11 protein-coding genes and 1 pseudogene are annotated in these 12,728 nt (G+C 39.9%); 7 read left to right on the top strand and 5 right to left on the bottom strand.

Features of this window, described 5'->3' with window-relative positions:
• The 6 genes from H6G26_RS32960 to H6G26_RS32935 all read left to right on the top strand — a co-directional run.
• A partial coding sequence (locus H6G26_RS32960; RefSeq protein WP_190735085.1) for an IS4 family transposase occupies window positions 1-914 on the top strand: 914 nt, incomplete at its 5' end.
• Between the two features lie 182 nt (window positions 915-1,096).
• A complete protein-coding gene (locus H6G26_RS43115) occupies window positions 1,097-1,237 on the top strand; it encodes a hypothetical protein (RefSeq protein ID WP_242054039.1) in 141 nt (46 codons plus the stop codon).
• A 248-nt stretch (window positions 1,238-1,485) separates the two neighbouring features.
• Entirely contained in the window at window positions 1,486-3,123 is a 1,638-nt protein-coding gene (locus H6G26_RS32950) for a reverse transcriptase domain-containing protein (RefSeq protein ID WP_190735094.1), read from the top strand.
• Window positions 3,124-3,183: 60 nt separating this feature from the next.
• Entirely contained in the window at window positions 3,184-3,810 is a 627-nt protein-coding gene (locus H6G26_RS32945; RefSeq protein ID WP_347242544.1) for a sigma-70 family RNA polymerase sigma factor, read from the top strand.
• Window positions 3,811-3,896: 86 nt separating this feature from the next.
• Window positions 3,897-4,145, top strand: coding sequence for a hypothetical protein (locus tag H6G26_RS32940; protein WP_190735083.1), 249 nt, complete (start codon window positions 3,897-3,899; stop codon window positions 4,143-4,145).
• A gap of 515 nt (window positions 4,146-4,660) precedes the next feature.
• Window positions 4,661-4,921: a hypothetical protein gene (locus H6G26_RS32935; RefSeq protein WP_190735081.1), complete on the top strand. Its 261-nt coding sequence runs from the start codon at window positions 4,661-4,663 to the stop codon at window positions 4,919-4,921.
• A gap of 26 nt (window positions 4,922-4,947) precedes the next feature.
• Here H6G26_RS32935 and H6G26_RS32930 read toward each other — a convergent pair whose 3' ends face one another.
• The 4 genes from H6G26_RS32930 to H6G26_RS32915 all read right to left on the bottom strand — a co-directional run bounded on the left by H6G26_RS32930 (window position 4,948) and on the right by H6G26_RS32915 (window position 11,100).
• Entirely contained in the window at window positions 4,948-6,603 is a 1,656-nt protein-coding gene (locus H6G26_RS32930; RefSeq protein ID WP_190735091.1) for an alpha-keto acid decarboxylase family protein, read from the bottom strand.
• Window positions 6,604-6,861: 258 nt separating this feature from the next.
• Entirely contained in the window at window positions 6,862-8,481 is a 1,620-nt protein-coding gene (locus H6G26_RS32925) for an NAD(P)/FAD-dependent oxidoreductase (RefSeq protein WP_199327198.1), read from the bottom strand.
• Between the two features lie 174 nt (window positions 8,482-8,655).
• Window positions 8,656-10,086, bottom strand: coding sequence for an IS110 family transposase (locus H6G26_RS32920; protein ID WP_242054037.1), 1,431 nt, complete (start codon window positions 10,084-10,086; stop codon window positions 8,656-8,658).
• A gap of 516 nt (window positions 10,087-10,602) precedes the next feature.
• Window positions 10,603-11,100, bottom strand: a complete 498-nt coding sequence (locus tag H6G26_RS32915) for a hypothetical protein (RefSeq protein ID WP_190735080.1) — start codon at window positions 11,098-11,100, stop codon at window positions 10,603-10,605.
• A 559-nt stretch (window positions 11,101-11,659) separates the two neighbouring features.
• Here H6G26_RS32915 and H6G26_RS43110 point away from each other — a divergent pair.
• A pseudogene (locus H6G26_RS43110) lies at window positions 11,660-11,779 on the top strand (abortive phage infection protein); the annotation flags it as partial.
• A gap of 389 nt (window positions 11,780-12,168) precedes the next feature.
• Here H6G26_RS43110 and H6G26_RS32910 read toward each other — a convergent pair.
• On the bottom strand, window positions 12,169-12,728 hold a 560-nt coding region (locus H6G26_RS32910; protein ID WP_347242543.1), incomplete at its 5' end, for a transposase.

Here is a 12,728-nt window from a genome sequence, read left to right as displayed (position 1 = left end):
CTAGTAGTCAACAACCTGGTTGTGGCTTTCCCATCGCTAAAATCGGTGTAATATTTTGTTTAACTACAGGCGCTGCTATTGCTTTAGCTGTCGATGTTTTGAACACTCATGATATCAAACTTGCTAGGAAGTTAGCTCAATTTCTTCACAAGGGAGATGTACTTTTAGGAGATAGAGCTTTTTGTGCTTATGCTGATTTAGTTGTCATAAAAAATATGGAATGTGATGCCGTTTTTCGTAAACATCAATCCCGAAAGACCTCTATGCGTCGTGGTAAAATTGTTGGAGCATGTGACAAGTTAGTGACTTGGCATAAACCAAAAAAATGCCCACAAAGTTTAAGTCAATCAGAATTCGCTGCTCTACCTAAAACCTTAATTGTCCGAGAAATTTATTACCATATTGTGATTCCAGGATTTCGGACTACCAACGTCAGTTTGATTACAACTTTATTAGATTCTCAAACTTATACCACTCTCGAAATTGTTGGGCTTTATGACTCTAGATGGGATGTTGAAGTCAATTTAAAACATTTGAAAACTACTTTAGGTATGGAGGTGTTACGTGGTAAAACTCCTGAAATTGTACGTAAGGAAATTTACGCTTTTTTGTTAGCTTATAACCTGCTACGTACATTAATGTGGGAGGCTGGGATGACTTTCGGTGTTCCTCCATTACGCTTATCTTTACAAGGAACTCGTCATCACTTAGATCACTTTATTCCTGAATTATTAGCTAATACTGGCAAAAAACGCGATCGCATTTATCGGACTTTGCTCCTTATTATTGTTTACAAACCAGTTCCTGACCGTCCCGGTCGAGCTGAACCCAGAGTTAGGAAACGCCGTCCCAAAGCTTACCCATTAATGAAACAACCTAGAAATCAATTACGCCGTCAATTACAGACTGCTTAATTTAACTATATCTTGGCTTATTTCAGTGCCATTCGGCTATGACTAGAGTATATCTGAAAGTCACTTTCAGATTATATAACTGTTCTTTTGATGTAGGTGAGCCTAGTACCCTAGAACGGCAAGCCCTACCCTTTAAGAGATAAGTGAATCCTTATCTGCCCACAGTGACCATACTCGGAATTATGGAGGCTGAAGCTGGGAACAGGGCGCAATCAGAGGTTAAGCAGGAAAACCACACTGGCGCTAATGGGGAGATGGTATCGGATAAACAAGTCCTAGAAAAGTGTCTAACCGATGAGCTACAACCTGAACTCAAAATGTAGACTCCATTCTCTAAAATCTCGCAACATTTTTTGTAAGATAGTTGCAATCTCCGAGGTGAGAATAGGCAAATTGGACTGTCCTAACCCATCAAAACAATCGAAAGAACGGAACGAGTAAAAACGATGTATTGGTCTGGGGAAAGGTCGAAAACACCAGTAGGCTAGACGAGAAGCAGAAATCCTTTATATCGGGTAGGATGCGGCGTAACTGCTGCAAGGTATTCAGAAAATGCGATTTGGAGAAGCGTATGATTAGGCACAGTGTAAAAACTAGTGAATCTTGGAAATCATTACCCTGGAAGAAATTTCAGAAGAACCTTTTCCGCCTTCAAAAGAGAGTGTTTAAAGCTGTTCAAGTTGGAGACAGGCGCAAAGCCAAGTCACTACAAAAGCTTATTCTGAGTTCCATTGCTGCTAGGTTTTTGGCTATTCGCCAAGTAACACAGCTAAACGCTGGGAAAAAGACCGCAGGTGTAGATGGCAAAACCGCTTTAACTCACGAGGAAAGATTCAACCTCGAATTGTTGTTAAGACAACCAGACTGGTATCACAATAAACTTAGAATGATACCAATCAAAAAGAAGGACGGTTCCACCAGATACCTAAAAGTCCCCACAATTGCAGATAGAGCTTGGCAATGTCTCGCTAAGTATGCAATTGAGCCAGCATACGAAGCAACTTTTCATGAACATAGCTATGGATTCAGAACGGGTAGAAGTACCCATGATGCCCAAAAACAGGTATTCAACAATCTGACATCAAACGTTAACGGCATCACAAAAAGAATCCTAGAACTAGACATAGAAAAATGCTTCGATAGGATTAACCACTCAGCCATAATGGATAACCTTATCGCCCCACAAAGGCTTAAAACAGGGATATTCCGAGCATTAAAAGCAGGAATAAACCCAGAATTTCCAGAGCAAGGTACACCACAAGGCGGAGTAGTAAGCCCTTTATTAGCTAACATCGCTCTTAATGGTATTGAAAACCTACATCAATATCACGGCATAAAAGGAAGAAAGATAACTCCAAACACACCAGACAAAGACATAACAAACGCCTGCGTAAGATATGCCGACGATATGGTGTTTTTCCTTCGTCCCGATGACGATGAAAAAGCAATACTTGACAGAATAAACCAATTCCTAGCAGAAAGAGGGTTAAAGGTAAGTCAGAAAAAGACAAAGCTAACCGCTTCGACAGATGGGTTTGATTTCCTTGGCTGGCACTTTTACGTACAGCAAAACGGAAAGTTTAAAAGTACTCCCTCAGAGGAAAACTTTAAAGCTTTTCGCAAGAAAGTAAAATACATTGTCAATAGCTCGAATTATGGCGCTGAGGTGAAAGCTGAAAAGCTAGCACCAATAGTTAGAGGATGGAGACAATATCATAAGTACTGCAAGATGGAAGGGTCTAGATTTAGACTAAGCTCCTCCAGATTAAAAGCATTTAAGGTATTCAATCGGGAAGCCAAACAGGATAGGTACACTAGTAAAACATTACTAGATAAAGCCTTCCCATCGGTTCCCTACTCCGAAAACAGTCATATCAAAGTTAAAGGAAATAAATCACCTTATGACGGAGATTTAATTTACTGGAGTGAACGCAACAGTAAATTGTACGACGGCAGAACTTCAAAACTATTAAAGAAGCAAAACCATACGTGTGGGTCTTGTGGTTTAAAACTGACTAGTGATGAAAGGGTACACCTACATCACATTGATGGGAATCATGAGAACTGGAAAGAAAATAATCTAACAGTACTACATGAGAGTTGCCACGACTATATTCACACGGGCAAAAGGGAAAGGAAAGAGACTAGAAACGTCTTGCGCGAAAACCCGTTAACTACCAGGAAAGACGCAAAAGGTTTACAGAATTAACCCTTAAGGATATCGGAAGCTGGATGCGTAAAAATACGCACGTCCAGATTTAAAAGAGAGGTGCGGAGCATAATAGCTCCCATCGACTCTACCAAAGGTATAGAAAAGTTTGATCCTAACCGAGGTTATAGGCTATCAACCTACGCTTACTGGTGGATTAGTCAAGCTATAACCAGAGCTATAGCAGAACAATCCCGCACTATTAGATTACCTGTTCACCTGACTGAAATACTTACCAAAATTAAGAAAGTACAGCGAGAAAGCTTTCAAAAACTCGGTCGTCATGCCACTCCTGAAGAAATTGCATCAGCATTAAACCTCAGTACAGATAAGCTTCGAGAATATCTCGCCACATCTCGAACAGCCATCTCTTTAAATAAACAAGTCGGAGATGAAAAAGAGACAGAATTGGGCGAAATTTTAGCAGACGTTAGCGTTTCCCCAGAAAAACTGCTCACCCAAGAACTTTTATCGCAAGACGTGGCGAAATTCTTAGCGCCATTGGCACCGATTCAACGTCAAGTGTTGACTTTAAGCTTTGGGCTAGAGAATGATCAGCATTTCAATCTAGCTCAGATTGGCCAACAGCTAAACCTCAGCCGAGAGCGGATTCGTCAAATCCAGGTGAAGGCGATAAGTATTCTCCGCCATCGACAAAACGACATGCAAGAGTATTTATTTGATTAAGGGGATGTTTTAGCCAGATGATGCACGGATCTTACAGAACTGATATTGAAAAACTATATTTTAGAAGTAAGGCTACATAGTAATCGATGCCCAGCAAAACAATTGAAGTCCGAGAGTACACCGTTAGAGCGCACAAGCGGGAAATTCATACTCGCATTTTTAACTTCGTATGTAAGCAGTGCGAACAACCCACCCAAAGAGAAACCTTCGGAGTTCGACCTCTATATTGCGAGAAATGCCGTCCGCCACAAGCACCCAAGAAATCAGTAGTCCCTATAAAGAAGAGAAAACCCAGAGCTATGACTTACAAGAGTGGTAAAGACATAGCAGGATGATCTGTTGTCTCAAGGTTTTGAGTGAGCGCACGAAAGTGAGTGAAGCATTGCGCTCATTCGCTCAACCTAACTCAAACTGGTAAAAAGTAACTCTAATGTTTAGGAGTGAAAACAATTCAAAATTCACGCATTATTAATTCAAACATTTTAGAAAATTAATGTTAGCTCTGAACTCACCACTCTCTTGTTGACCGCCAAATCAAACATTGTGGCGGGGGCTTGTACTCAGAATTAATCAATGAATTAATCAATTCCAAAATTTTATTTCTTCTTCATGAAAGCATTTTGAATTTTGAATTTTGAATTCAAAAAAGCTCATTCAGGAGGTGCAAACTGTGCAAAGACTTCGGCCCCTGTCAGGTTCTTAGTTTGATTGGTAAAACAGTAATATTTGGGCTTTTCGTAGGAATTGATGGATTAGGACACCAACTGCGGCACATGGCAACGTCAATAACTAAGTAAGACTAAAATGGGAAGCAGAGCGCCTCTGTTGTCCAAAAAGGTAAAGGTTTTTTATGAACCCATTACCCCCTGAAGTAAATACACCTGAATTAAAACCCGAAAAGGTTGGTAGCTTAATTAAGCGTTTTGGTATTGGTGCAATAACCGGAGTAGCGATCGCTGGATTGTATTGGAGTTATACAGATTGGTTTGGATATGCAGAACCAATAACTACAGGTATCATAGGTAGTCTGACACTAGCAATTTTGTGCGGATTGTTAACACTCAAATGGGGATACAAAATATTAGAGAGCTTATTGGGGCTGTTGCCATAATACAAATCTTTCGTATGTAACTGACTTTATTGCTGCAACATCTTCAACAGAACCTCTGGGCTGTCCATTTTATCCATTACAACCTCAATAAAAACAAGTTGGTCACGGTTTTGTTGAGCTGTTTGTAATGCGTTGTCTAACTGGGATTCGGTACTAACTTTAATTGCCCAGGCAGTGCCAGCGAAAACTTTAGGGAGCTGATGATAATTCCAAGGTTGAATGTCGTTATACGGCATACGTTCACCGTGAATATCACGCTCTATAGTATATCCATCATTGTTGATCAAAAAAATAATCGGTTTGAGATTATGGCGTAAGATGGTTGAAAGTTCTTGTGCAGTCATTTGGAAAGACCCGTCACCAACTAGTAGGATAGAGCGACGTTGTGATGCGGCGATGGCACAACCAAGTAATGAACCAACAGAGTAACCAATCGATCCCCAAAGTACTTGCCCAACGAAAGTAGCTCCTTTTGGTAAAGGAACAATAGAGGCACCAAACAAACAAGTTCCAGTCTCAGCAACGATAATGTCATCTTCTTGGAGAAAATGAGCAAATCTATGCCAAAAATACTGCTGCGTAATCGGTGCCGAAGAACCGCCAACGATAGGCTCTATAAAACCAGGATCTAAATTCTCTGTTGCTGATTTGAAGTAAAGCGTTTGAGGATCGCGGCGCTGCAATCGTTGGGTTAAAACAGAAAGCACATCTGCCATAGCGACATTGTTGTATAAAGCATGTTTAACTTTTACATACTGCCCATGCACTTCAATAGTTTGGCCAGGATCAAGTTTGGCAGAAAACTTGCCTGTGTTGAAATCAGTCATCAAAGCACCGATAGTTAAAACACAATCTGCCTGCTCAATACGTTTTCTGACAGATTCCTGACTGGCAGCACCATTATATATACCAATGAATTGGGGGTGGGTTTCTTCTAGCAATCCTTTTCCCATGTTCATCGTGGCATAAGGGTATCCAGTAGCTGTTAGCAATTCTCGCAATTGTTCATGCAAATGATAGCGAGCTACACCAATATCAGCAAGAATCACAGGTTGGGAAGCTTTTTCCAGTATGTTTACACAGACATCAATTATTTCTGCTATTGTAGCGCCATCACTCTGAAATACAGGGGGTATAAAGAAATCAGACGGTGCAGACACCTCAGCCAGAGCAACATCCATAGGTATGGAAATATAAACAGGTAATTTCTTCAGCAAACAGATACCTAAAACTCTGTCAATTTCGGTTGTTGCATTTTCGTTTGTTAAATATGCTTGAGCCACCGTTACCTGTTGATACATTCGGGCAAATATTGAAAAATCACCAGTACCAAGCGTATGATGGACAAGTGAACCAAGAGCTTGAATTTTAGTTGCAGGAGCACCAGTAATCGCTACAACCGGAACGTTTTCAGCATAAGCGCCAGCGACACCATTAATAGCACTGAGTTCACCAACACCAAAGGTAGTTACTAATGCCGCAACACCATTAATCCGACCATAACCATCGGCAGCATAGGATGCGTTAAGTTCGTTGCAAGTAGGAATTAACTCGATGCTATTGTGGTTAACAACATAATCGAGGAATTCCATATTGTAGTCTCCAGCAACGCCAAAGATATGCTTGATGCCGATTTGCTCCAGACGAAGCAATAAATAGTCGCTAACAGTAAACTTTGCCATTGTCCGAGTCAAAATTTTACCCCTTTAGGGTATGAAAACTTTAACTTAGATGCGTATCTCTGAAGTAAGAGCTAATTAGAAGCAACGCGATTTTGTGATGTTGGACTTTAAACCAGCTATCGCTAAATTATTTATTTGGTTTTGATGAGGTTTTGCTATCCAAGTCTCTACTGAGATTGGGTGCAGTGGATGGTTAGGGTTAGATACAGGGGTAATTTTGGTAAACGTATTCTCTGTTTGGATTTGCGATGATAATACTCAGCTTTGTGATCGAACTCGACTTGCTACCACTTGAGCAGCAAGCCTGCCTGTCTGAGCAGCACCATTCATATATCCATAAAAATCGCCGCTAAAATGCTCCCCAGCAAAAACTAAATTTCCAACATGAACATTTTGACGCTCTTGGGGATTGTCTGATTCAATATAAAAAAGTTGGGCAAATTTCGTGAGTTGTCCGGGTTTAAAGTGGGTGTAAGCTCCCCTAGTTAACGGATCTAGAGTCCATTGTGTTTTGAAAAATCTTCCAGTGGACGCATCTTTGGTTCCTGGGATGAACTTCTCCAATCGATGTACAAATTTTCTTCCTTGTAACTTAGTACTAACAAATGAAGTCGTTCTAGCCTGATTGCCACCTAAGAAAAAAGTCAATGCTCCATCTCGTCTTTGGGTTTGTTGCTGAGTTTCATCCCAAGCTGAAGAAAACCCTAAATCAGTCCAGGCTTCTTGAACAAAACCATTTTCTCTTTGCCAGACTTTGGGCGAAAATCCAGCGTACAACTTTTCGTTCGAGCCAAGATCGACTTCATTAATAAACTGCCTCAGATTTTGGGGCAAATTAACTTGGATATTAATTGTTCGTAAGATCGTCAAAGGAATTGCAATAATCACGTAGTCTGTATAAACACTGTAATAGTTAGAAAAATTCAAGTAAAAACCATTACGCCATGACATAATACTTGTCAATCGCATACGAGTATAAATTTGACCTGTCAGTGCCTTTGCCAGACTGTCGGTTATCCTACTGCTACCACCTTCAACAGCAAAGGTTTCATCAGAACTACCCAAGATTTCTACTGTATTACCTTTAACTGTGGGCAAGTTGAACAATAGTTGCAGTGCTGATGATTCTTGTGGTTCAACACCATACTCAGTACGAATTGTATTTTCAATCAGTACGCGAATAAAAGGCTCTGGAATTTTATCTGCGTGTCGATCTAGATAATTGCTGACAGAGATGGAATCAAATGTTGGTGCGAATTGCTCGAAGTTTTCATCTAGCAAATTTGCATCAATAGAAATTTGTGCAGCCAGCGGACGCAGTTTTTCGGCAATCTCCTCCACAGAACGGTTTTTACCATCAAAGTAATACGCTGTTTTTGGCCAGGGAAATCTGTTTGCATCTAGATCGCGGTTGAAGAGTGTCAAATCGAATTCTTTTGCAAGTTCTAGCAGATCTGCATGATCTGTATTAATAAAATGACCACCTAAATCGCTGATTAAACCTTCACCTACAGCATTCTTGACTGAAAATATGCGTCCTCCTAAGCGATTTCTAGCTTCATAAACAGTAGCCGTTAAACCCATCTTCTTTAGTTGGTAAGCTGTATTTAATCCCGCAATCCCACCACCAATAACTGCAATTTTAGGGTTTTGGGTATAGCTAGTAAATCCACCCCAAGCTTTTTGGGCATGAGATAATCCACTACTGATTATTGCCGTTCCTGTTGCTAAGGATGCAAATTTAAGCAAGCTCCTTCTTGTCCATTGAGCTTGTAATTTCGTAACTATTAACGGCTTTCCTTCTGATTTCAGGTTTTGTTGTTGCGCTTTCTGAAAAATATGGATTAGTTGCCGAAACTGTGGTGTGCGTGCCATCATACCTCCTACGTGTTTGAAGCACTTATGATATGGAGTTAGTTACAAACATAATTTCCTGATATATCACTATCAATGTCCCACAATTGGGATTCTGTGTCAGTTACCCATAAGGTAGAGTTACCAATAGACTTGTTTAGTACATAACCCTCTCTGAAGAAACACTTTGCGTAAAGCTTATGTAGCAAGGGTAGGAGAGGATAGAGTATTTTGCTGCTCTGGAGAAATTGGGACAATTTCAAGACCAAGAGCATGAGCTTTGTTCCTGAGATTTTTGAGAATCAGTTCCTGATATTTTTGCTCATAGTAGTCCATACCAGGGTCGGTATATTGCCCAGCAGTCGCCCACATTTGGTAAAACAAGCGTGCCAATTTATGGGCAGTAGCGGTGATGGCTTTTGGAGCACCCAAGCGCGATCGTAAACGCCTGTAAAAAGCACCCAAAGCAGAACGGCTTTGAGTTAGAGAAAAAGCAGCCATCCGAAAAGCCGAAGCTGCACGATTAACAACTCGACGAGTCTGAGAACTTTTGACTTTACCACCAGTAATTTTTTGACCAGGGCATAAACCCAACCATGAGGTAAAGTGCTTAACAGTGGGAAATCGTTTGGGGTCTAATCCAACTTCTGAGAAAATGGTTTGCACAGTCAAAACATCAAGGCCATCAATCAGGGTAAAATCTACGCCAGAAATGTGATAAAGATATTTACGTAAATCAAAATTGGGATTATTGCCTACGGGCTTTTTTCTGCGTTTTCGCTTGCTGGGAGGTGGTTCATCCTGTACTTTAATTTCAAACGTATTTAAACATTTTTCAATTTCTTTATCTATGGCAGCTATCTGTTGTTGATAAACCTCATAAAGGGTTAACTCTTGATTGAGGACAAACAAATGTTCTGGACGATAGTCTCCAGTTAGGGCTTTAGCAATGTCTGTTTTACTACTTTTAATTCTAGGGTCTTTGAGGGCAGCTAACTTTTGTGGGTCTCGTTCACCAGCGACAATTGCCTTAATAATTGTCATTCCAGTTAAACCACTAATATCGCTAATCACTTGATGTAAATGTAGATTCATTTGAATCAGTGCTTTTTGCATTCTTTGCAAATGAGTTCCAGCACTTTTAATCAAGCATTCTCTTTGGCGAATATAACTACGTAAGATACAAACTTGATCTTCTGGGCGGAAAGAGCCAGACAATAGCCCATAGGTGTGTAACTGTTGTAACCATTGACAGTCTTTGACATCTGTTTTACGTCCTGGCACTGTTTTCAAATGGTGAGCATTTACCAGTTTGACCTCAAACCCTCTGGTTTCCAAAATTTGGAACACCGGAATCCAATATACTCCTGTTGCCTCCATTGCTACAGATGTTACGCCACATTGACTCAACCAATCAGCCATTGCCATCAAATCTGGGGTAAAACATCCAAATCGCCGCACATTTTTCTCGTCTCTCAGAGGCGGAACACACACCCAATGTTCTGCACTACCCAAGTCAATTCCTGCCGCATTCTCATTTATTTGCGCTAAATGTGAAGCATTAGATGACTCTAGCCTTTGTTCTTGACCACTAAATGGATTTTGATCTTGGTTTATTGGCAATTTCATCTTGGCACCCCAGTTTGATCATTCCAATATGTCCTGACCTGGGTTGGTTATATGTAGATAATCTCTGAAACGGGATAGGAAAATTTTCCTTCACCAATGCCATAACCATTCAACCCAGAACCATGCTTTCAATCAGGCTTTTTTTAATACACTATTGTGGGTACGGTTTTAACTGTCAGGATACTTATAAATGTATCTGGTATTGAGCCCATGCGCCCATGCTTATTGTTTCTTTCATCCATAACGGGCGGAAAACGCCGCCAGTGCGGTGCTTTCAAGAAACACTTGGCGTAAGGCTTATATAGCAAGAGTTGGAGAGGATGAAGTATTTTGCGGATCTTGAGAAATTAGCACAAGTTCAAGACCAAAAGCATGAGCTTTTTTCTTGAGATTATTTAAGACTTGCTCGTTGTATTTTCTCTCATAGTAGTCCATGCCTGGGGCAAAACAGTAATATTTGGGCTTGCTTTGAAATTGCTCAAGCTTTTTGAGATAAGTGATCGCAATTACCTTTCGTTATAAAGATAAGACTTCAAACAAAGTGCAAATTTTCACGACAGAACGAGGGTGGTTATGCCAAGCCTGGGGAAGAATAGCTTGAGCAGTTACAGCATCTGACCATTTAAACAATCCATACTGATTGACCTTTTGAGCTAGCGGCTTTAAAGCTTTTGTCCAAGGTCGGTGGTTCCACAAAGGTGATTTCCTCTCAATATCTAATAAATCATATCCGAGTAGCTTTAATCTCGGATGATTTTCTGGAATATTATGTTTACTGGCATCTGCAAATAATAAATGGTATTGCTGGCTTGATAGCGGGCTTGGTAGCCAATCGAGCAAGTCCCAAACTTCCTCTAGCGAATCTAAATGGAAGTTACGTGAATAATTAACGTGTGGATTGCACCAGGGATCAATACTCCGGATTTGATGAAGAGCAGGGAAACCCAGGTACTTTGTATATTCTCTATATTCGTCATCGTTGACAAACTTAATTACTCTCGTACTTAACCACATTGTTCGTACTTTAAATGCTTTTATCTAGAAAGGCAGAGGGCAGAGGGCAGAAGGCAGGAGGCTCAGTTGGAATACTGTTTTCTGCTCTCTGCCTGTGACCAAAGCGAACTTGCGGTTTAAGACCCCCACCAAATTTAAAATTTGGTGGCTCCAATTAAGTACGGTGTTGAATCCCCTTCTAAATTGAACCTTCTGCCTTCTGCCCTCAGCAAGAACTGCCTTCTTCAACTACACACCGAGAATTTGATTGCTACTCATTCCTCTTTTATAACTTTGGGATAACTTAATCTCTGGAAGTTTTTGAGAGCTTTAATGCGAATCAACTAAACTCAGATTTCTAAGCAAAAAATACCAAAATACCAATCTTTTTCAAATCCAACATTGTTACTGAATCTGAACCATTAGTGGCAAGCTTTTCAAATCTTTAAAAAGGTTTACATGAGAGAAACTTAGTAGAAAAATTTAGTAGATTTACTCGGCATTACATATCAACTTACCGCTTAATAGCAAGTTAGTCAACTGTCCATACAAAATATCCTAATTTTCCTACATTTCCTAAATAGAGAACTATTTTCAAGCCAATCCCAATTGCATTATCGCCACAGTCCATGTAGACAGCTTCCCTATAGACCTCCCCCTAGAACCGAACATTCGAGAACCAAACCGCAAAAGTGCGACCTGATGAAAGAAGCATATCAGCGTGTGGAAACACGTAGTAACTCCTAAAGCTTAACCAAGATGTATGAACCCTTAACAGTTAGAAAAGTTTTTCTTAACACTACTCAAATATAGTTTTATTATAGATAACTCTAAATACAGTTCTTAAACTTAAATTTTGACTTTTAATGGGCAAATAAGAGACGCTTAAATCTCTGCTCATTTGATCCGAATTGAGAATGATGAATTTTCAAAGAATGTGTTGTAAGTAGGACTAGATGTAGTTTTCACATTTTTACCCTGACATCAAGTTCTCACATACCTTACTTTCATAAAATGAGCAAATTGAGTTAATTTGTCTTATCCCTCTTCTGTCACTTTCCGAGATAAGCAAGTAGTAAAGAACCTAAATTATCCAGAAACATAACAGGGTTTAAATTGATTCATTGCGGCAATTAAATGATTGAATCCCAGTAACAACTGTGAATTAGGGAAAATGCTTAACCAGGGATAAATTAACCAAAATAGTAAAAGTGGTTGGATAATGAGACGCAGATTATTTAAAGTATTCTTCCATCCGGATTCGTGATTCCATTGCGGATGATTAGAAAAATCAACATCACTATTTTCTTGTGCTTCAGTCTCAAGTTGACGAGATTGATTTAAGCCTAAGAAGACTGGAGAATTTAAACTAATCATCGTGTAAACACAAAAAATAATCTCCCACCATCTCTCAATATGTTGGAAATTAGTGAAACGGTAATCTGTCCAGCCTAGTTCTTGTTTACACTGTCGAAACCCATATTCTACCCAGGTTCTTAATCCATATAAATCGCCTAAAGTCTTCTTTAAATTCCCTTGAAGATTCGTCATCACGAAGGAGGTAGAATTTTCTGGCATAGTTTCTGGGTCAGTAGTTATTTCCCAGTAAGTTATGGCTCTTTTTTTACCATAAATTATTTCCCTAATGT

The organism is Nostoc sp. FACHB-888 (assembly GCF_014696655.1).
Lineage (GTDB): Bacteria > Cyanobacteriota > Cyanobacteriia > Cyanobacteriales > Nostocaceae > Nostoc.
Note: the sequence above shows the minus strand (reverse complement) of the source record. Positions and strands in the feature narration are given on the sequence as shown.